Here is a 20,956-nt window from a genome sequence, read left to right on the forward strand (position 1 = left end):
AAGATACATAGAAAGAATTAATTGTCTAACAAACGAAAAAAAACCAAAGGTATCCTCTAAAAAGGATGCCTTTGGTTTTTCCAATCAGCTAGAGTTATTATTATCTATCTATCATTATATTAAAGTATGTGAGATTATACAATTTCGATATACTAATTAATTTTTTTTACTTCTGCAATCATTAGATCATCGGTTATTTCATCAGACTGATGTAATGAAATATTTGCACCTAGGCTATTAAATGCTGTAACTGCTTCATCGTAGCCACGTTCAATATGTTCGATTCCTGTAATCGTTGTCGTTCCTTCCGCAATTACTCCTGCAAGCATAAGACATATTCCTGCACGAACATCCGAAGCATTAACTAATGCGCCTTGTAACGAAGACTTCCCTTTTATATGCGCTACTCCATTTGCTACCTCTATACTAGCACCCATTTTATTCAACTGATATACATGATTAAATCGGTTTGGATAAACGGTTTCCCGCAGTACACTTCTTCCATTCGCTTGTGTTAGTAATACGGTTAAAGGCTGCTGTAAGTCTGTAGGAAATCCTGGAAACATAGCAGTTCTTACTCTTGTCGCATTAATTCTTCCGTCCAAAAAGGACGTAATATTATTTTCCTTTATTTCAATGCCTACACCAATTTCTTTTAATTTTGTAAGACAGGATGTAAGATGCTCAGGAATGATATCTTCTACTGTAATAGTGCCTCCTGTAATCCCAGAAGATATGAGAAAAGCTCCTGCAATAAGTCGATCGGGAATAACACTGTAGCTACAGCCATTTAATTGTTTAACACCTTTAATTTTAATTGTATCCGTACCAGCGCCTGTAATTTTTGCACCCATTTGATTTAAAAATAATGCTGTATCCGTTACTTCTGGATCTCTTGCCGCATTTAATAAGATCGTTTCTCCTTCAGCTAGTACTGCTGCTAGCGTACTATTAACGGTTGCGCCTGAAGTTATTGTATCAAAATAAATGGTTGCGCCATTTAATCGAGTAGCCTCTACAATATAATAATCTTTATGGAAAGTAAAGGTAGCTCCCATTTTCTCGAATGCTTTTATATGTTGATCAATTGGTCTGCTTACAAAATCATCTCCACCTGGATAGCCAAGGGACACTTTCCCAAATTTAGCAAGTAATGCACCAATAAAATAATAGGCTGTTCTAAATTTACCAGACTTTTCTGGTTCAATAATGGGGTTATTTATATTAGTTGGGTCAATATGAACATCTCCTAGAATATCTCGATTCATGACACATCCAATTTCTTCCCCAATTTCACGCAATACACGAAAATCTGCAATATTTGGGATATTCTTTAACGTTACTGGCTCACTAGCTAAGCATGCTGCAGCAAGAATCGCTAGTGAACTATTTTTCGATCCTGGTACTGTTAGGGATCCTTCTAGCTTTGAAGGTCCTTCTATCTTCATCCATCTCATTATGAATCTCCTATTCCGTTCTTTCTAACTAATGTAAATCAGCAAAGATTACTTTCAGTCTCTTCTCTTTTATCTCCTGGATTGTTTTTTCCTGAGCGCCTAAATCTGTAATGAAGATATCAATATCCTCTATTGGTACGGATTGCATAAACATTTCAATTCCTATCTTTTCATGTGGTGCTAAGCATACCACTTTTTTGGCAACACTGGAAACTGTCTGTGCAAATGCTGCAGCTTCAGGAGTAGAAGTACTAATACCTTTTACGTTAATTCCTCCTCCTGTTAAAAAACAAATATCCAAAGAAAATTTACGCATCATTTCCATAGCCAGACAATCTATCATACTACCAGATGAAACACCCCTTAGCTTTCCACCGATTAAATAGGAACTAATATTCTCTCGTGTTCTAATATGTTCGGCAATTTTTAGAGAATTGGTAATGATTGTATAAGGGAAATCAGTTGGCAAATATTTCATCATTCCATAATGAATACCTGCTCCTCCAATAAAAACAGTATCATTTTTTTTAATGCAGGAAGCTGCTAATTTAGATATAGCATTTTCATGTGGAGCACCTGCTCCGTATCTAATTGCATCTGGTTGCGACATTGTCCGCACTTTAGGTGTTGGTTCAGGAAGAATGGCACCACCATATGTTTTTTGCAGTAATCCTTGTTCTTCCATAATGGATAAGTCTCTTCTTATCGAATCAAGGGACATTTCAAATTTAGCTGCTAAATCTTTGGCGATTACTTTGCCATCTCTTGCTATAATTTCTAAAATTCTTTGTCTTCTTTCCTCCGCTAACATATGCTACCCTTTCTCATTAAAATCTAAATTTATATTATTCCGTTTTATTAAGTTTTGTCAAACTTATTATTCTTTTTCTTTCATTTTCATTCCGTTTTATTCGTTTTTTTACCATGAGAGAACATTTGTTCTTATTTTGAATAGTGTATTGTTTAGCAAGCATTTAAAGAAGGAAAGTACAAAAAAGACTGCTTCACCAGCAATCTTTATCATTTATTGTTTTCATCATATTAAAGCTTTATATCATATTCCATTCGTCTTGCTGTTTCTCTCGCCATTTTCGCTCCTAATAAACACTTACAAGATGAAACGACTGTTTTTATAAATTATTTCGAATGAGTTTGTGAAAAACTTGATAAATTTCTTTCATTTTGAAAAAATAATACTATCAATACGGAAGGTAGGTTATTTATGATCAAACAAAAGCGGATACGGGATTATGGAGTTACGATAGGTAAACTAAAAACTGGAAGCAAAAATGCCATTACAGATGTCGATGGCGTTACAGTTGGCCATGTTACCTTAAAAAATGGTGATACACAAACAGGTGTTACAACAATATTGCCACATCAAGGAAACGTATTTAAGGAAAAGGTAATTGCTTCAAGTCATGTTATTAATGGCTTTGGAAAAACGATGGGTTTGATGCAAATAAATGAATTAGGAACAATCGAAACCCCTATCCTTTTAACAAATACATTAAGCATTGGTGCTGCTGCAGATGCATTAATTGAATATATGCTAGATAATAATACGGAAATCGGTAAGACTACAGGAACCGTTAATCCGATTGTTTGTGAATGTAATGATATGTTCCTGAATGATATAAGAGCAAGAAATATCACCAAACAACATGTTTTCGATGCGATTGTCAATGCCTCACCTACGTTTGAGGAAGGTTCAATTGGAGCAGGTCGCGGCATGTTATGTTACTCCTTAAAGGGAGGAATTGGTACGTCATCACGTATAATAGATATGAAACATGGTAGCTATACATTGGGTGTCTTAACCTTGACTAATTTCGGAATATTGAGCGATTTAGTGATAGCTGGAAAGCCAATTGGGCAGGAACTAAAAGAGCATCTTATTCAAGCAAAAAATGATAAGGATAAGGGATCAGTCATTATAATAGTCGCAACAGATCTTCCTGTTTCAGAGAGACAATTAAATCGCATTATTAAGCGTGCTGTCACTGGACTCGCTCGTACTGGTTCCATCATTACGACAGGCAGCGGTGAAGTAGTAATTGGTTTTTCTACAGCCACAAAAATTCCGCACGAAAATCCATATTCGAGTGTGCCTGTATCAACAATTCATGAAGAGGATATAGATAAAGCTTTTAGAGCAGTTGGAGAAGCTACTGAAGAAGCTGTGCTAAATTCTCTCATTACAGCGACACATGTAATTGGACGCGAGGGAAACGAACGACCAACCCTACAAGATTTAATAAATAAACATCATATTAGTCTTTGCTAAAAAAACAGACGCATTTGTATCATTAGTGCGTCTGTTTTTTTATTATTTATACTTCCCTTCTAAAATCGATTCGGATAAAGGACGACGATTAGATGGTTGCTCTCGTGCTTGAAAGTCTTCAGACAATGCCTCTTTTTCGCCTTGATACCCTATTGCGATAGTTACTTGAATATCAAATTCTTCTGGAATATTTAAGACTTCTCGAGCCTTTGCCTTATCAAATCCACCAATCGCATGTGTTTTCAAACCTTCTTTAATAGCCTGCAAAGATAAGAAGCCCCATGCTGTCCCACTGTCAAAAGCATGCATTCCGTTCTGTTTATCCGAAATAAGCACTGCTAATACTGGAGCATTTTTACACCATTCTAAATTTCTTTCAAAAATAAATGAATGGAATAGTGCTCGTTCTTCTGGTGTTCGAGCAATAATAAAACGCCATGGCTGCAAATTATTGGCAGAAGGTGCCCAACGAGCAGCCTCAAACAAGCGCATTAGCATTTCTTCTGGTACTTCTTTTTTTAAAAATGAACGGGGAGACCATCGATTTAAAAAAATGGGATCAATCTCATGGTCTGATTGACGAAATTGTTGTATTTCTTTTTCTTTCATAATAATCCATCCTCTAATTTTTTTCATTTCTCTCTTATTTTAATTATTTAAAAATTACAAATCAACCAATTGATTTTAGTTAAGACAAATTAGGTAATCAATCAAAATATACAGCCTCTCCCGGGTTATAAAGATGCTTAAACGCTAATTGGATTTGTGATTCCGTATTTCTAGGAATCGATAAAGGAGGAAGTGCATCTGCTGAAAAAAATTCGACCGAACTAGTTTCTATTCCTTCCTTCGCCTCTCCTCCCACAATCTCACACTGAAGAAACATTTTATACACATGATATGGAGAAGGGGGATGTGGATGGCACTTCTTATCCATTACAGCAATTAGTTTTACCGCTTTTACTTGATATCCCGATTCTTCTCGTACTTCTTTAACGGCTACTTCTGCTGGTGTTAAGCCAATATCTCCCCAGCCTCCTGGTAATGCCCAAGATTTATCTGTCTTTTCTTTCACCATCAAAATTTTCTCATCTTTAAAGACTACTGCTCTAATATCTACCTTCGGAGTTGCATAACCTGTTTCATTCGCAAAAAGTTCGCGTATACTAGTTGTATCCATCTTTGTATATTCCGACATTATCTCCATGCTTAATTTCCTGATGTCTTCAAATCTTTCCAAATCATATACATCTTTCGAATACGTTAAACCTGCTTGTGCAATTGCTTGAAGCTGTTTTCCCCATTGCAACCATTTCGGTTCCATAATATGACCTCCAATATTGAAATAAAGTTAAATAATCTAAACACCTACCATCTTCATAACATACCAAGCCACATAGTTAAAAAAGAATACGATTCCTAAAGCAAGAGCAATCATTACCATTACTCCCTTTTTCCTTGCAGAAAAAAAGTCATCACTTTCCATATACTTTTTCATTAATGGATGGTATTGACACACTTTATTCCATAAACTAATTAACCATCCATACATCATGATAGAAAAACCGATAAAAATAATTATTTTTAGCCATAATGGCGGTACGATAATCATTGCCCATGTTGTACTGTTAATCAACATAAAATAGCCATATAAATAACTAGAATTACGCAGAATAATTTTAATAAATAATTCGATAAAACCGTTAGATGGTGTGCGTTTTTTAAAAATCCGTTTAGAATTTTTGAATGTACGCGGCCTTTTTCTGTTCATGATCACTGGCTTTTCTATTTCAGGTGCTGCCAAATAAATAAACTGAACCATGCTTGTTTTACGTTCCTGTTCCATTTCAATATGTAAGTCAAGAGAACCTATCTTACGTAAGGCTTTTAGACTAAAGAAAATCGACAAAATAAGAATGATACCTGAAATAACATAAACCGGAACATAATATTGGTTAGCAACGATACGATAAATCCATTGGCTAGACCAAATACATATCAAAAATAGGAAAAACATAATGAAGCTTTTTTGAAAAATGGAAGCAATTTTTCTGATATGGTATTTAAGTAATAGAAAGCAAGATTGTAAGGCGTTAAAATAGACAAATAATACAAGGATTTCCTGCCAGCTTAACAAATAATATTGAAGCAAAAACGGTAAGAGGCATAGAAATCCTGCGCCCATAACAAGGATTTGCCAAAAAAGGGAATTACAATAACTTAATATTTTTAATTTCCATAACAAATCAAGTTGTTTTACTAAAAATACTTTATCCGCTTCGACAAGATAGGTACGAATATGGCCAATCCAAGCAAGAACGGCTAAAAAGAAAAACGGTATGAAAAAAGGGATGTTGTGAATCCAAACAGGTAATTCAATCCACCATGAACGGTAGATGATTCCACAAAAAATAACTGCAGGGACAAGAATATAGATAATTACCGTCCAATCTGCAATGGATCGAAACACATTCCATTGATAGCGCCAATTCTTGATCAACCGTGAAAAAAATAGCTTTCTACTATTCACTTTCATTATCCTCTGCGAGCAAATGAAAACAATCATACAGAGAGCCATCCGGTAACTGACACAGTCCCCGAATATCATCTAACGTTCCTTTTGCAACTAGGTGACCATTATGTATTATAAGAAATCGATCACAAATTTTTTCTGCTGTGTCTAACACATGGGTAGACATTAGTATCCCAGCCCCACGATTTCGTTCCATTTCGATCGATTCAAGAAAAAGCTTCATTGCATTTGGATCAAGACCCATAAATGGCTCATCAATAATATAAAGGAAAGGATTAGTGATCATCGCAAGGATAAGCATCGCTTTTTGCTGCATCCCTTTAGAATATTTAGTTGGATTTTCATGGGCGTAGTCCCATAGTTTGTACTGATTTAGTAACTCATTTGCTTTTTGCTTGTATTGTTTTTCTTCTAATCCTTCCACTGCTGCCACAAAATCTAGATGTTCCCATAATGTTAATTCATCATAAAAAATGGGTCGTTCTGGTAAATAAGAATAATTTAAGTCCTCTATGTATGATATCTTTCCTTCTATATGTTCTATTAGTCCTAATAGACTCTTTATCGTGGTGCTTTTACCAGCCCCATTCGGCCCAATTAAACCAACTAATTCTCCTTTCTCAATCGAAAAATCAATATCCTTAATAATTTCTTTCTTTTGCTCGTATCCCGCCGATTGTATCGCTACATCTATAAGAGACATTGTACATCCTCCCTCACTTGTTACAATTACATACGAGTAAAGATGTAAGAAAGTTTCTATTTTAAAATAAAACAAACAAAATTTCTTTGATGGATACCAGATTCATAAAAAAATAGGACCACGATTGTAGTCCTAAATAAAGCAGTCATCTGATTGCGAAATATATTTGCTTGTAAGACGAATATTTTAAAGTTCAATAACCTCTTTTTCCGCAATATGATTATGATAAAAAGTGGCATTAGAGGTATAGATGTAAGGAACTAACCAAAGAAAGCCGATTCCTAATGAAAGTATACAAAGCAGACCCCATCCAATAAAGCTTAAGTTTAATAAAAAATATTTCCACTTGTATCCATCCATTCTTCTTCTGCTTTCCGTAATTGCTTCAAAGATTCCATACTCTGGATTGTCTTTAAACAAATACAATGTCTGTGAATATGCTAGCCCTTTAATAATACCAGGAATAACTAACAATAAAGTCCATAAAAAAGTAAAAATGCCGATCATAATATTTGTTCCAATAAGCTTTAAAGAAAGATTAGCATTTATGTAAATACTGAAAACTTGAGGAACTTCAGGTTTTTCCGCGCGTACAAGTCCTAAATAAAACCAGAGAATACCTACTGTGAGCGGGATATACAAGATATAGATAATAAAATTGATTAATTCTGAGCCAAGCGGAGAATAGTCTTGATAAAGCCAATTATGAATCCCGCCACTAAATAAAATTTCTATTAATGTCGTTACAACGATACTAATAAGGAAATAAATTAAGGTTAATAAAACACCTTTTCCCCATGAGCCTCTTAATGATTGCCTCGCTTGTGATTTAATTTGTCTTATCTTCAATTTCATTCCTCCCCTAATTCTGCTATTTAAAAATTCCTCCTTTCATCCCTAAATATAAATATGCGTTTTATTTGTTTTTATGAAAAAGAAATGTATGGAAGATAACAGAAAAACATAGAAAAAGGAAAGTTTGTACGTTTGGTAAATAACCTTGTACAACTATCCTTTTTCTATGTTACTGATCTAGATTTCTCTTAGACTGCTTGACTATCCATCTCCACACGCATTTTACTTCCAACGAGTTTTACTAAATCTACTACTCGGTTTGAATAGCCCCATTCATTGTCATACCATGCAAGGATCTTTACTTTGTTTTGTCCTATAACCATTGTAGATAAAGCATCAATGGTGGCTGATTGGGTAGTTGTGTTAAAGTCAACAGATACTAAAGGTTCATCGGTAATAGCAAGGATACCTTTAAGCTTTCCTTTTGCTGCTTCTTCAAAGACTTGATTAATAGCTTCTGACGTTACATTTTTCTCTAAATCAACGACTAAATCCACTAGTGAAACATTCTGGGTTGGTACTCGCAATGCCATTCCATGAAGTTTTCCTTCTAAGTGAGGAAGAATCTGTTTTAAAGCTTTAGCAGCACCTGTTGTAGTTGGAATAATATTTTGTCCGCAAGATCTTGCTCTGCGCAAATCCTTATGCGGATTATCAATATTATTTTGATCATTTGTATAGGAATGAATGGTCGTCATTAATCCATTTTTTATCTTGAAATGCTCATCTATAACCTTAACGACTGGTCCTAAGCAATTGGTCGTACACGAAGCATTGGAAATAATGTAATGTTTATTAATATTTAAAGTCTCTTCATTCACACCCATCACAATGGTTGCATCCGCATTTACACCAGGTGCTGTTAATACAACTTTTTTTGCGCCGGCTTTCAAATGCAAGGCTGCTTTGTCTCTTGCATTAAATTTACCTGTCGCTTCTATAACAATATCAATATCTAGTTCCTTCCAAGGTAAATTTTCTGGATTACGGTTATTCACTAACAGGATTTTTTGTCCATTGATAACAATCGAATCATCCATAGCAACTACTTTACCATGGAACTTGCCATGAATTGTGTCATACTTTATTAAATGTGCTATCGTTTCAGATGAATAACTAGCATTAATAGCAGTAATATGTATATTTTGGTCATTAATTGCATTTCTAAGAACCATTCTTCCAATTCTCCCAAACCCATTAATCGCAACTGATATAGTCATTCAATTCGCCCCTTTGAATAAGTTATACTAATTAATCATTATCACCAATTAAGTATAACACATTTGAAATAAAATACATCTTATTTATCCTTTAAAATAAGATGTATTTTTTCTTATCTATTGACTTAAGGGAAGTAGGTGATTTCTTTTACCTATTTAAATCACTTGGCATTGTAGACTCTTCTTTATTGGTTACGAACCAAGAAATGATTGTTGTACTATCACGAACTTTGTTCTTTTTTATGTCTTTTAATAAGCTATAGACTCCTTCTTGATTAGTTAGCTTTCCAAATGGGTGAAAGATAGGGGCAATTGTATAATAATCACTGTTGGGACATTCAGTAAGACCATCTGTAGTCAGAAATATATGTGTTTTTCCTTTCCTTAATTCTTTCACTCCTAAACTATAAGAGGGCACTCCTTGATGGAAGGTACTATTTTGGCCAATCCATTCATAAAAACTTCGATGATTTTGCTGGTATTCTCCTAATCTTGCAAGTTCTGGATGATTTAATGCAAGGATGCAATCACCAATCGATAACCACCATAGAAAGTTTTCTTTTCGTATAACGATTAAGCATGCAGTTTCTCCTTGAATCATTTTGCATTTTTCTAGAAATTCCTCGTTGGAAAAATGGTTTAAGAAAAAGGAAGTAATTTGTGGAAACACTTGATTTAACGATAATTGTAGAATCATTTTTATCTCTTTTCGTTTTTCATCAATACTTTTTATGACTAAATCTGCACTCTGCGCTGTATCATGTGCATCTAAGAGAGTCACTAGTTCCCAATCATTTTGTTCATCTATCCAGATTAAGCAACCGTCCTCATTTTTATATTGACCTGAAGATGAATTCCCTCCAAATCGGCCAACTACTAAGTTATTTTTTAGCTGAAGAATATTAATTTGATCAACAAAATGCTTATCACTACCTACCCATTTATATTCCATATTTCACTTCCTCAAGCATAACTTCTTTAAAATATATTATTATCCTTTCACATAATGCAATAATTTCAGTCTCTTCCGCAATTGGAGCTTCCGGCCATTCATAATGTCAATCACTTTTCAAAAAATATTTCCGATAAATAGCTTTATTATTCTTAACTACAAAGATTTTATTTTGATACTTTTCATATGTCTTAAAAAAATAAGGTTTCCCTACTTGCTCAAAGTGTTTATTCCATTTAAACATTTTAAAGAAAATCTGCCAATTTGGTTGATAATTTGCTTTTTCTAGACCAAGCTTTTGTTTAAAAAATCTTTTTATAATCCAATATGTTCGAATAGCATAATTAGTATCCAAGAAAATAATTATATCTGCTTGATAGAAACTTTTGCTAACCCATGGTTCACTATGAACTCCTTCAATAACCCATTTATCCGTTTCTGTGATTGAATGTAAAAATTCTTTTCTTTCTTCTTCCGTTCTTCTACTATCACCATTTTCCGTTCGCTTCCAAACGACATTATCTAATTCATAATAAGGAATTTGCATCATCTTTGATAAATCCCTCGCCAATGTTGTCTTTCCACTACCTACGGACCCGATAATATGGATTTTATTTGGAGCAGTTTTCACCATAAAACTCCTCCTTTCTATAAGGGTCCTATTATGCATGAAATTGTAGTAAATGGTCATTCTATTTGACTCTACAAATAGAGAAAACTTTGATAGAAGCTCATGGAATTATTTTCTTCGTTTTTAGTTTTCCATGCTCAAAGTTAACTTTCCACTGTCACGGAAAGAGGCATCCGCTACTTTTTCCACCATTATTTGACCATCTTTTACAAGAATAACGGATACACAGCAATTGTCATGGTGTGGAAATCCGTCCGTGTTTAAAAGGGATTTCATTAAATAGCCAATAGTTACTCCATGAGAAAAGACTGCTATGTTTCCGCCGGTATCTCTGTGGGCAGCTATAATATCAGCAACAGCAGCGTTTGTTCTATTTAATAATTCAGTAAATGATTCGCCATCTTGCACTTTACTTTCCACATCTTTAAAAGAAAATAGTCTCTCAAGAATATCTCCATGCTCTGTAATAATATCTGTCTGTAGCATTGCTTCCAACATACCAAAATTCATTTCTTTCAATCTAGCATCTTTTGTTATTTTGATATTCCTAGTACCTAAAGCAAATTTAGCAGTGTCTAATACTCTCTGACTATCACTCGCATAAGCAGCCTCAAAAGGAACATCTACTAAACCAGCGCCTACAGATTTCGCTTGTAATATCCCATTTTCTGTTAACGGGGAATCACAAAACCCTTGCATTCTTCTCTCGATATTATATTGGGTCTCTCCATGTCTAATAAAATATAACCTTAATTCCTTTTCCATTTCGAACATCCTTTCTTTCTCTTTATTTTTCACAGGATAAAATCAAGAAAAGCGGAATCCTTTTCCGTCTTTCGAACTCTTTTTCGTGCTGAAAGTGCTCTTGTTTAGGCATTCCTTCCCGTAAATCTGTTACTTTAAAGCCTGCTTGTTTCAACATTCGAACATATTCCTCTATTGTTCGATGATATTTTACTACATCCTTACCTATCCAAGGCTCCGTTCTTTCTCCCATTGAGAAATAATTATCTACAATCCAATTTGTTCTTTTTTCTGAAGAGGTTGCACTCTCTATAGAAGACAGCAGTAGCGGGTGTTGTACACTAAAAACAAATTTCCCATTATCGTTTAAATTATTATAGACAGCTTGAAATATCTTATATAAATCTTTTATATAGTGAAATACTAACCTTGAAACAACCAAATCAGTCTTGGAGTTCGTAAAATTCCATTCTTCTAATGTGGAGTGGTTAACGTAACCGTTTGTTCCATTTAGATGACTGGAAGCTTCATCAAACATTCTCTTTGAACCTTCTACACCTGTATACTTTTCTGCACCCTTTTCTAATAATTCTATCCCGAATTTAGCATCTCCACATCCTAAATCGAGAATCGATTTGCCTTTAACTTCTCCTAATAATTCAAATAAGATCGGCCTTTCTATACTATTATTAGGACTTGTATCTCGATTTCTTCTTGCTCGATAATTTTCAAAAAATTGCTCATTGTCATATACGGAGGAACCATGATATGCCACTCATTCACCTCTTCTAATCTCTTCTAAAAGAAAATTCGTTTATATGTTTCTATCCTATTTTATACCATTTAGGTAGATTCGTCTTTTTTTGAATGTAACTTTAATGTATGTTTAAAGATTATTCACAGCTTATTTATTTAAATTAGCGAAGATGAGTGAACTACCAATTGTTACATTTTTCATAAAATAAACAATAAATCGGATAACTTATTAATAGTTAAATATCTTGAGCTTTTTCGAGCATTCGGTCTTGAAAGGATTAATATTGACTGAATCCCAATGTTAGTAGCACTATCTAAATTTATTTCATAATCATCAATAAATACGGTTTCTTTTGCTGGTACATTCATTCCTTTAAGTGCTTGTTCAAATATAACTGGGTTAGGTTTATTCACGCCAAGCTCAAAATTAAACGTCATATCATCAAAATAATCATAAAATCCTGCGTTTTTGAGGACTCTTATAATGGATGGATCGGTGTCAGATATAATCCCAATTTTATACTTCTCTTTTAATGCTTCCATTGTTTTTTTTGCATCTTCATAAAATATATAATTGGAATCGTTATATACTCTATCATAGGCAATGATTTCAGCTTGTTGTAATGTTAATTTAATCTCAGGTAGCTCGTCAGCAATTGTCTTATAATAATTCATATACCTTTCAAGTTCCTCCAATTCAGTCTTGTAAATTTCCATTTTCAAATATTCATTTGCTTTCAAAAATGTTATATGAAGCCTTTCCTTGGAGATAGAATGTAAGTTTTCCAAATTAATATACTCCAGAGCTTTTGTAGTAATTTTCCAATTACCTGTAAAAGGTCGAAAAATTGTCCAACCTAGGTCAAAAAATATCGCGCGTATAGGATTATTTAATTTCATTACCGAACTCACCCTTAATAAAAAAATAAGTATTTCAAGTTGTAACCCTAATATTCATTTATATACACTAGAATTCATGTAATCAAATAATTGACACTATATGACATAAAACTCTTAAAAAATCTAATACTAGTTGTTTCAAATCCCGTTTTTTCTATAAAATCCAATAGCGTTGAACCTATAGTTTAAAACCTTCCAATCTATTAAAATAGCTGACCATTTTGTAACTATTGGGGCTACTACTTCTAAGTTTGAAACAATATAAACACGATTAACTTTTTCGCTCTTCTAATCTTTGTTCTACACGTTGAAATCCCCATTTCATAATGATTGGCACACAAAACAAGATAAATAATAATCGAAATAACTGATAGGTCGTAATAATCGGTAGGTTAGCGTGAACAGATTGTCCTAACACCGCCATTTCTGCCATTCCACCTGGTGCGAGACCAATAAAAGCAGTCAATAAGGAGATATCACGGTCTACACTTACAAGGATATAACCAAGAATGAGAGAAAAAAGAACAAGTAATGAGGACGTTACCGCTACTACGCTTAAAAATTTTGCTTTATTTTCGATATTACCAAATTTAATTTGCAATCCAAGATCAATACCTACTAATATTTGCGCTAAACTCGTTAATGAAGTTGGAATCGCTGGCAAATCAACTCCGACAATCGATATAGTTGCAATAAGAAGCATCGGCCCAATCATAAAAGGTGCAGGGAATTTGCATTTTTTCACTAAATTTGCGATGAGATAGCAAAAGAAAAGGAGCAGAAAAATCACCCAATGATAACTTGCGCTTTCTACAGCAGCTGTTACCGTAGCAATCGCTTGGTTTCCATACAATATTGGACTATATACAAGTAGTGGCACGAGAATCATAACAGATAAAATTCTACTGATTTGAATAATCGTTACTACGGTAAGATCGATTCCTTTAATTTCGGAACTAATGGCAACCATTTGGGAAAGTCCACCTGGAATACAACCAGCAACCGTCGATTTTAAATTACTATGCGTTAATTTAGAGGTAATAAAGGCAAGAATTAAACTAAAGGCAATCATGACAACAGTCATTAAAAGCATAGAAGGTAGGTGAATTCCCATTTCTATTAGTGTTTGTTTTGTGAATTGTTTTCCGATGATATATCCAATGACAAGAAGTCCTATATCTCGAAAAGAGAAAGGTAGTTTCGGAGAATGTTTTGCAAGGCGGACATAAAGAATTGTACCGAACATGGGGCCAAGCAGCCAAGAAAGCGGAAGTTGACATACTTGAAACACCCATCCTCCAAGTATAGCGGTTAAACATAAGAAAAGTAATGACATGATTTCGATCCTTTCTAAAAATAAGTACTTTCATTATACTACTTATTTTCCAATAAAATGAAGGATCTATTTTATTTTTGTTAACATTAGTTTCCTTTATAACTAATTTCCTTCACTTTGACTTTTTGTAAAACCCAATCCTCTTTATTCCAAGTCCACCAAGTTTCTAAATAACCAATCGTATCAACCGTTGCTAACCCACTTATTCTCTGTTTCCCTTTAATTGCAGTTTGATTATTATATCTCGTTACCTTTAGCTCAGAAAAGGGGGAAAGAATTAATTCAGTTGGTTCATTTAATCTTCCTTTATGGTAAAGTCCAAGCTTTTCATAGTGATTTCTGCGATCATATAAGTCAAAGATATATGTCTTTTCTTTATTTATTTTTAATTCTGCTTTATATGCATCTTTAAACTGACTTTCAACTGAAGCCAACTCTGGCTTTTGCAATTCTACTAAATTATTTTCCTGTAGCTGAAAGAAATAAAAGTTTTTTTCTGTTCCTCTCTCATTCGCAGAAACAGTCAGCAATAATTCTTTCTGGTGATCGTCATTGATATCGATGATATGTAATTTAGGATCAAATCCACCTTCTACAGTTAATATCGCTGGCTTATCTTTTTCCTTCGTGACCTTTAGTAACAATTCCTTAAAGAAATTGCTATTTTCAGGCTGATCCGATCCATCTCCTTTTAATTGAATCATTTCTTCTTGGTCGTCATTTGTTATATCCGTTTTTTCTTCAAAGATTAATTTGTTTGTTTTCTCATCCTTCTCCATTGCATATACACCAGTAATAGCAGTTAAAGTCATTAAAAAGAAAGCACATAAAGCAACAAGTAATTCTCTTCTCATGCTAAAACCTCCCTACATCTTAATACTTTTTAGGATGTCCTTTTTTGGTAAAATCATGTAAGTAAGGAAAAGAAAATTTATAAAATAACGGGATATTTGTTATTTAAATATTACATAAGGTATAGTGACATTGGATGGAGGAGGGATGAACTCCCTTTTTCCTGATATTTTTAATAAAAGTGGTTTTCATTCGCCTGATGAATGCTATTTTCCTATCTTTCTTGGCAAAAGTGGTTTTCATTCGTCTGATGAACGCTATTTTCCTATCTTTCTTGGCAAAAGTGGTTTTCATTCGTCTGATGAACGCCATTTTTCTTATCGTTCTTGGCAAAAGTGGTTTTCATTCGTCTGATGAACGCCATTTTTCTTATCGTTCTTGGCAAAAGTGGTTTTCATTCGTCTGATGAACGCCATTTTTCTTATCGTTCTTGGCAAAAGTGGTTTTCATTCGTCTGATGAACGCCATTTTTCTTATCGTTCTTGGCAAAAGTGGTTTTCATTCGTCTGATGAACGCCATTTTTCTTATCGTTCTTGGCAAAAGTGGTTTTCATTCGTCTGATGAACGCCATTTTTCTTATCGTTCTTGGCAAAAGTGGTTTTCATTCATTTACTACTGTATACCTCATTATCCCTCCCGCTCTAAAATTGCTGCTTTCTCTACAATCAAAATCAAATACTCTCAAAAAAAAGATTCCCAACCTGCAAAGACATTTTGCAAATTGGGAACCCCTCAAACTATTTTATTTACGCTTCATCGTGAGTAATTTTTTCTTCCCACAATTCTACAATTTTGCCTGCTTCTGTTTCATCAATAACAAAGGAACCATTTGAATAACGATCATTAAAGCGGAGCTCGCCAACTTTAACAGATTCTATTTCTCCTTTTTCTGTTTGAAGATAAACAGTATCTTGTGCTTCAAGTATAGCCATACCAACAACTCGATGCGGGTTCGCTTTTAATTCACGAAGCATGATTAAACCTCGTTTTGCTCTTCCAGAGAACTCAAATTCAGTTAGCTTCATTTTCTTTATCGAACCACGCTGTGTCATGATAACGACACTTTCTTTTTGAGGATTCGTAATAACCTTACCAGCTATGACATAATCATTATCTTTTAGATTAATGCCTTTGACACCAGCTGCTCTAGCACCAACGATATTAATTTCTTCTTCATGGAATCGTAGTGCATAACCAATATGTGTGGCAATTAACACTTCTTGTTTACCATTTGTAAGATGGACATCAACTACTTCATCGTCACCTTTAAGATTAATAGCTACTAATGGTTTTGAGTAACGCTGTGCTTTATAGTTAATCAATTCTGTTTTCTTTGCCATACCATTTTTCGTAAAGAAAAGCAGGTATTGAGGTCTTTCAAAGTCCTTAATTGGCATTGCCTTAATAATCGATTCATCTCGATCAATCGGAATAATATTTGAAATATGTTGACCTAAATCTTTCCAACGAATATCAGGCAATTCATGAACTGGTAAATATAAATAGTTGCCTTTGTCTGTGAACAATAACACAACTTCAGTTGTATTTACATCGATTTTAGCAAGAATTCTATCTGTATCCTTCATGCCAAAATCTTGACCATTGCTTGCTGCATAAGAACGTTGACTCGTACGTTTAATATAGCCATCTTTTGTAACCGTTACAATAACGTCTTCACTTGCTACTAATACTTCCAGATTGATTTTGATTTCTTCAATTTCATCTTGGATTAATGTACGTCTTTCGCTTACAAAGCGCTTTTTCACGTCTTTTAGTTCTTTTTTGATAACGGAAAGCAATTTCTTTTCACTTGCTAATATAGCAGTCCACTCGTCAATTTTATTCGCTAAGTCTTCTGCTTCTGCTTGTAATGCTGTTATATCTGTATTTGTTAAACGATATAATTGTAGTGACACGATTGCTTCTGCTTGTGGCTCAGTAAATTGAAAGGCGGCAATCAAGTTATTTTTCGCATCTCGTTTATCCTTTGATGCACGGATAGTTGCAATGACTTCATCTAGAATTGACAATGCTTTTATTAATCCATCTACAATATGTTGACGATCCTTTGCTTTTTGCAGATCAAATTCTGTACGACGCTTAATTGTTTCTTTTTGATGCTCTATATACGCATCTAATAATGCAATAATGCCCATAAGCTTTGGACGCTTGTTGTAAATGGCAACCATATTAAAGCTGTACGTAATTTGTAAATCTGTATTTTTAAATAAGAAATTTAAAATTCCATTTGCGTCGACTTCTTTTTTTAGCTCGATGACAATTCGTAAGCCTGTTCGATCTGTTTCATCTCTTACTTCTGCAATCCCTTCGACTTTTCGGTCTAATCGCAATTCATCGATCTTTTTAACGAGATTGCTTTTATTTAACTCATAAGGAACTTCCGTAATCACGATTTGCTGTTTACCGCCTCGTAATGTTTCAATATCGGTTTTTCCACGGACAATGATTTTTCCTTTACCGGTCTCATACGCTTTTTTAATGCCTTCTACCCCTTGGATAATTCCGCCTGTTGGAAAATCTGGACCTTTGATATGCTTCATAATGTCTTCTACTGTGCAATTTGGCGAATCCATTCGCTCAATTACACCATCAATTACTTCACCTAAATGATGGGGAGGTATATCTGTTGCATATCCTGCTGAAATACCTGTCGAGCCATTGACTAAAAGGTTTGGAAATTTTGCTGGCAAGACAGTTGGCTCATTCGATGTATCATCAAAGTTTGGAATGAAATCTACGGTTCTTTTTTCGATATCACGCAGTAATTCTGCAGAAATTGCCGAAAGTCTTGCTTCCGTATAACGCATTGCTGCCGGTGGATCTCCGTCAATACTTCCGTTATTTCCGTGCATTTCAATTAAAACATTCCGAACCTTCCACTCTTGACTCATACGCACCATAGCTTCATAAACGGATGAATCTCCATGTGGATGGTAATTACCGATAACGTTACCGACTGTTTTTGCTGATTTTCGAAAGTTTTTCTCATGTGTATTACCTTCTTCATGCATAGCATAAAGAATTCGACGCTGAACAGGCTTTAGTCCATCCCGTGCATCAGGTAAAGCCCGCTCTTGGATGATGTATTTACTATACCGTCCAAAACGATCACCGAGAACATCCTCCAAAGGCAAATCACGGTATTGCTCTAATGAACTCATGATGGGCTCTCCTCCTCAGTGACCATAATATTTTCGTTTTCCAGAATGTTACCTTCTTCTTCTAATCCGAATGCAACATTTGCTTCAATCCATTTTCTCCGTGGTTCTACTTTATCACCCATTAAAGTTGTTACACGACGTTCCGCTCGTGCAAGATCATCTATTTTAACACGTATTAACGTTCTAGTTTCCGGATTCATGGTTGTTTCCCATAATTGATCGGCATTCATCTCGCCAAGTCCTTTATATCGCTGCAAAATATAACCTTTGCCGATTTTTTTAATCGCATCTTGCAAGTCATCGTCACTCCATGAGTATTCGATTACTTCTTTTTTTCCAGAACCTTTACTTACCTTGTATAGAGGTGGTAGGGCGATGTATACTTTACCAGCTTCTACAAGTGGTTTCATATAACGATAGAAAAACGTTAATAGAAGTACTTGAATATGTGCCCCATCTGTATCCGCATCTGTCATAATAATGACTTTGTCATAGTTAGTGTCTTCTACATTAAAGTCCGCACCAACGCCTGCGCCGATCGCATGAATAATTGTATTAATCTCTTCATTTTTAAAGATATCTGCAAGCTTTGCTTTTTCCGTATTGATTACTTTCCCACGAAGAGGCAGTACTGCTTGGAAGCGACGATCTCTTCCTTGTTTTGCTGAACCACCCGCCGAATCTCCTTCCACTAAATATAATTCATTTTTCTGTGGATTTTTCGATTGGGCAGGTGTGAGCTTACCCGAAAGAACCGCTTCGCCGCGCTTACGCTTTTTCCCACTTCTTGCTTCTTCTCTTGCTTTTCGAGCTGCTTCTCTTGCTTGTGCTGCTTTAATCGATTTTTTAATTAAAAGCGAACTGACTTCAGGGTTTTCTTCAAAGAAATAGGCTAAGTGTTCCGATACAACGGCATCTACAGCAGATCTTGCTTCACTAGTCCCTAATTTTCCTTTTGTTTGTCCCTCGAATTGTAGTAAGTCTTCTGGTACTCGCACGGAAACTATTGCAGATAGACCCTCACGAATATCAGAACCATCTAAGTTTTTATCCTTTTCTTTGAGAAGACTAACTTTACGTGCATATTCATTAAACATCCGAGTCATTGCTGTTTTGGCACCAGCCTCATGTGTACCGCCGTCTTTCGTGCGGACATTATTAACAAATGACAAAACATTTTCTGAATAGCCATCGTTGAATTGAAAAGCATATTCTACTTCAATTCCATTACTTTCACCCTCAAGGCTAACTACTGGATGAAGTGTATCTTTCTCTTCGTTTAAGTATTCAACAAATGCTTCAATCCCATTTTCATAATGGAAAACACTTTGCTCATTATTTCTTTCATCCACAATTTCAATGCGCAATCCTTTTAATAAAAAGGCAGATTCTCTTAATCGCTCACAAAGCGTTTCATAATTATACGTTGTCGTTGAAAAAATCGTTGGGTCTGGCTTAAAGTGTATCGTTGTTCCAGTTTGATTTGTTTTCCCGATTTTTTCTAACGTTGTGACAGGTTTACCGCCGTTTTCAAAACGTTGTTCGTAAACAAAGCCATCACGCTTAATTTTTACAACAACCCATTCTGATAACGCGTTAACTACAGAAGCACCTACACCATGCAGTCCACCACTTGTTTTGTAGCCACCTTGTCCAAATTTCCCTCCAGCATGAAGAATGGTAAAGATAACTTCAGGAGTCGGCTTTCCAATCTTATGCATTCCAGTTGGCATTCCACGTCCTCTATCCTTAACACTTATGGAATTGTCACGATGAATTTTTACAATGATAGTATCTCCAAATCCAGCCAGTGCTTCATCGACTGCGTTATCTACAATTTCATATACTAGATGATGCAAACCTCTAGAATCTGTACTCCCAATATACATTCCGGGACGTTTCCTAACAGCTTCTAATCCTTCTAATACTTGAATGGCATCATCATTATATTCGAATGCTTGCTGATTCTTTGCCACTGACATACCCCTTTCACTTCTACAAATCCGACATATTATCTTTCTATGTATCATGTCGAACAATTGTTTATGTATTCGTCTAAAAAACGAATTATCCTCTAAAATCAAAAAAATTTATCGGATAACTTCTTTTCTTGTTAGACGAGCTTAAAAGAAGGCTTTTCTTTCAACCTTCTTTTTTCTTTCAATTATATTGAATTATTATAAACAGTTGTTGATACCAATTCCCGAAACAGAACATTCGTTCTCATATCGTATTGTAGCACATAATTACATTTTCCACGTTTTTTTTCAAATTTTATCTTTCGATTTTTCCCCGGCAAAACCAATATTATACCAATCATCGCAAAAGCAAAAGAACTTTTTTAAAGAGGATTCCCTCTTTTTATCTATATTATGTTAACACAGATTCTTTGGAAAAACGAATAAGTTTCGAAAAACAATGTGCATTTTTAGCGCATGACAGCGTTTTATCCGTTCAAATTAACCAATTTTATTCACTATTCCTTTATAAAATAATAAAAAAAGGCAGAATGATTTTTTCTTAATTGGACTAACCTAAATTAGTGAG

The 20,956-nt window shown here is 34.7% G+C and carries 18 protein-coding genes; 1 reads left to right on the top strand and 17 read right to left on the bottom strand.

The annotated features are described in order from the left end of the window. Nucleotides 1-152: 152 nt before the first annotated feature. Entirely contained in the window at nucleotides 153-1,457 is a 1,305-nt protein-coding gene (gene murA / locus HHU08_RS13100; protein ID WP_169188638.1) for a UDP-N-acetylglucosamine 1-carboxyvinyltransferase, read from the bottom strand. Between the two features lie 28 nt (nucleotides 1,458-1,485). Then, a complete protein-coding gene (locus HHU08_RS13105; protein WP_169188639.1) occupies nucleotides 1,486-2,268 on the bottom strand; it encodes a DeoR/GlpR family DNA-binding transcription regulator in 783 nt (260 codons plus the stop codon). A gap of 411 nt (nucleotides 2,269-2,679) precedes the next feature. Here HHU08_RS13105 and HHU08_RS13110 point away from each other — a divergent pair, with 411 nt between their 5' ends. Beyond that, nucleotides 2,680-3,744 carry a DmpA family aminopeptidase gene (locus tag HHU08_RS13110; protein ID WP_169188640.1) on the top strand — a complete coding sequence of 355 codons (1,065 nt, stop codon included), beginning with the start codon at nucleotides 2,680-2,682 and terminating at the stop codon, nucleotides 3,742-3,744. 42 nt (nucleotides 3,745-3,786) lie between these two features. Here the strand turns inward: HHU08_RS13110 and HHU08_RS13115 are convergent, their stop codons facing one another. The 15 genes from HHU08_RS13115 to parE form a co-directional block, all read right to left on the bottom strand. Continuing rightward, nucleotides 3,787-4,353, bottom strand: coding sequence for a nitroreductase family protein (locus HHU08_RS13115; RefSeq protein ID WP_101731124.1), 567 nt, complete (start codon nucleotides 4,351-4,353; stop codon nucleotides 3,787-3,789). Between the two features lie 97 nt (nucleotides 4,354-4,450). After that, nucleotides 4,451-5,068: an NUDIX hydrolase gene (locus HHU08_RS13120; RefSeq protein WP_016203675.1), complete on the bottom strand. Its 618-nt coding sequence runs from the start codon at nucleotides 5,066-5,068 to the stop codon at nucleotides 4,451-4,453. 36 nt (nucleotides 5,069-5,104) lie between these two features. Beyond that, nucleotides 5,105-6,274 (bottom strand): ABC transporter permease, encoded by a 1,170-nt coding sequence (locus tag HHU08_RS13125; RefSeq protein ID WP_169188641.1) that lies wholly within the window; start codon nucleotides 6,272-6,274, stop codon nucleotides 5,105-5,107. Beyond that, on the bottom strand, nucleotides 6,267-6,980 hold the full coding sequence (locus HHU08_RS13130; RefSeq protein WP_169188642.1) for an ABC transporter ATP-binding protein: 714 nt from the start codon (nucleotides 6,978-6,980) through the stop codon (nucleotides 6,267-6,269). Before HHU08_RS13130 ends, HHU08_RS13125 begins: the two co-directional genes overlap by 8 nt. 186 nt (nucleotides 6,981-7,166) lie before the next feature. Beyond that, nucleotides 7,167-7,835 carry a DUF975 family protein gene (locus HHU08_RS13135; protein WP_302183196.1) on the bottom strand — a complete coding sequence of 223 codons (669 nt, stop codon included), beginning with the start codon at nucleotides 7,833-7,835 and terminating at the stop codon, nucleotides 7,167-7,169. Between the two features lie 188 nt (nucleotides 7,836-8,023). Further along, nucleotides 8,024-9,055, bottom strand: a complete 1,032-nt coding sequence (locus HHU08_RS13140) for a glyceraldehyde-3-phosphate dehydrogenase (protein WP_016203671.1) — start codon at nucleotides 9,053-9,055, stop codon at nucleotides 8,024-8,026. 148 nt (nucleotides 9,056-9,203) lie between these two features. Further along, complete coding sequence (locus tag HHU08_RS13145; RefSeq protein WP_016203670.1) at nucleotides 9,204-10,007, bottom strand: protein phosphatase 2C domain-containing protein; 804 nt, start codon at nucleotides 10,005-10,007, stop codon at nucleotides 9,204-9,206. A gap of 106 nt (nucleotides 10,008-10,113) precedes the next feature. Then, nucleotides 10,114-10,641, bottom strand: coding sequence for a P-loop NTPase family protein (locus tag HHU08_RS13150; protein ID WP_169188643.1), 528 nt, complete (start codon nucleotides 10,639-10,641; stop codon nucleotides 10,114-10,116). A gap of 120 nt (nucleotides 10,642-10,761) precedes the next feature. Continuing rightward, the gene (locus HHU08_RS13155; protein ID WP_169188644.1) at nucleotides 10,762-11,403 is read right to left on the bottom strand and encodes a histidine phosphatase family protein; all 642 of its coding nucleotides are present in this window, start codon (nucleotides 11,401-11,403) and stop codon (nucleotides 10,762-10,764) included. 22 nt (nucleotides 11,404-11,425) lie between these two features. Continuing rightward, nucleotides 11,426-12,157, bottom strand: a complete 732-nt coding sequence (locus tag HHU08_RS13160; protein WP_016203667.1) for a class I SAM-dependent DNA methyltransferase — start codon at nucleotides 12,155-12,157, stop codon at nucleotides 11,426-11,428. 179 nt (nucleotides 12,158-12,336) lie between these two features. Then, a complete protein-coding gene (locus HHU08_RS13165; RefSeq protein WP_169188645.1) occupies nucleotides 12,337-13,038 on the bottom strand; it encodes an HAD family hydrolase in 702 nt (233 codons plus the stop codon). A gap of 271 nt (nucleotides 13,039-13,309) precedes the next feature. After that, entirely contained in the window at nucleotides 13,310-14,374 is a 1,065-nt protein-coding gene (locus HHU08_RS13170) for an AbrB family transcriptional regulator (protein ID WP_224427935.1), read from the bottom strand. A gap of 86 nt (nucleotides 14,375-14,460) precedes the next feature. Continuing rightward, entirely contained in the window at nucleotides 14,461-15,228 is a 768-nt protein-coding gene (locus HHU08_RS13175; RefSeq protein WP_016203664.1) for a hypothetical protein, read from the bottom strand. A gap of 745 nt (nucleotides 15,229-15,973) precedes the next feature. Then, nucleotides 15,974-18,409 (bottom strand): DNA topoisomerase IV subunit A, encoded by a 2,436-nt coding sequence (gene parC, locus HHU08_RS13185; protein ID WP_016203663.1) that lies wholly within the window; start codon nucleotides 18,407-18,409, stop codon nucleotides 15,974-15,976. Next, nucleotides 18,406-20,385: a DNA topoisomerase IV subunit B gene (gene parE, locus HHU08_RS13190; protein ID WP_169188648.1), complete on the bottom strand. Its 1,980-nt coding sequence runs from the start codon at nucleotides 20,383-20,385 to the stop codon at nucleotides 18,406-18,408. The genes parC and parE overlap by 4 nt, the downstream gene beginning before the upstream one ends. Between the last annotated feature and the right edge of the window lie 571 nt (nucleotides 20,386-20,956).

Source organism: Niallia alba, assembly GCF_012933555.1.
In the GTDB taxonomy this organism is placed as follows: domain Bacteria; phylum Bacillota; class Bacilli; order Bacillales; family Cytobacillaceae; genus Niallia; species Niallia alba.

Bases quoted from the DNA above. Each gene is read 5' to 3' on its own strand.
- HHU08_RS13140 (WP_016203671.1), bottom strand. From the start codon at position 9,055: ATGACTATATCAGTTGCGATTAATGGGTTTGGGAGAATTGGAAGAATG.
- HHU08_RS13135 (WP_302183196.1), bottom strand. From the start codon at position 7,835: ATGAAATTGAAGATAAGACAAATTAAATCACAAGCGAGGCAATCATTA.
- HHU08_RS13175 (WP_016203664.1), bottom strand. From the start codon at position 15,228: ATGAGAAGAGAATTACTTGTTGCTTTATGTGCTTTCTTTTTAATGACT.
- HHU08_RS13115 (WP_101731124.1), bottom strand. From the start codon at position 4,353: ATGAAAGAAAAAGAAATACAACAATTTCGTCAATCAGACCATGAGATT.
- HHU08_RS13150 (WP_169188643.1), bottom strand. From the start codon at position 10,641: ATGGTGAAAACTGCTCCAAATAAAATCCATATTATCGGGTCCGTAGGT.
- HHU08_RS13155 (WP_169188644.1), bottom strand. From the start codon at position 11,403: ATGGAAAAGGAATTAAGGTTATATTTTATTAGACATGGAGAGACCCAA.
- HHU08_RS13110 (WP_169188640.1), top strand. From the start codon at position 2,680: ATGATCAAACAAAAGCGGATACGGGATTATGGAGTTACGATAGGTAAA.
- HHU08_RS13130 (WP_169188642.1), bottom strand. From the start codon at position 6,980: ATGTCTCTTATAGATGTAGCGATACAATCGGCGGGATACGAGCAAAAG.
- HHU08_RS13170 (WP_224427935.1), bottom strand. From the start codon at position 14,374: ATGTCATTACTTTTCTTATGTTTAACCGCTATACTTGGAGGATGGGTG.
- HHU08_RS13105 (WP_169188639.1), bottom strand. From the start codon at position 2,268: ATGTTAGCGGAGGAAAGAAGACAAAGAATTTTAGAAATTATAGCAAGA.
- HHU08_RS13120 (WP_016203675.1), bottom strand. From the start codon at position 5,068: ATGGAACCGAAATGGTTGCAATGGGGAAAACAGCTTCAAGCAATTGCA.
- parC (WP_016203663.1), bottom strand. From the start codon at position 18,409: ATGAGTTCATTAGAGCAATACCGTGATTTGCCTTTGGAGGATGTTCTC.
- murA (WP_169188638.1), bottom strand. From the start codon at position 1,457: ATGAGATGGATGAAGATAGAAGGACCTTCAAAGCTAGAAGGATCCCTA.
- HHU08_RS13165 (WP_169188645.1), bottom strand. From the start codon at position 13,038: ATGAAATTAAATAATCCTATACGCGCGATATTTTTTGACCTAGGTTGG.
- HHU08_RS13145 (WP_016203670.1), bottom strand. From the start codon at position 10,007: ATGGAATATAAATGGGTAGGTAGTGATAAGCATTTTGTTGATCAAATT.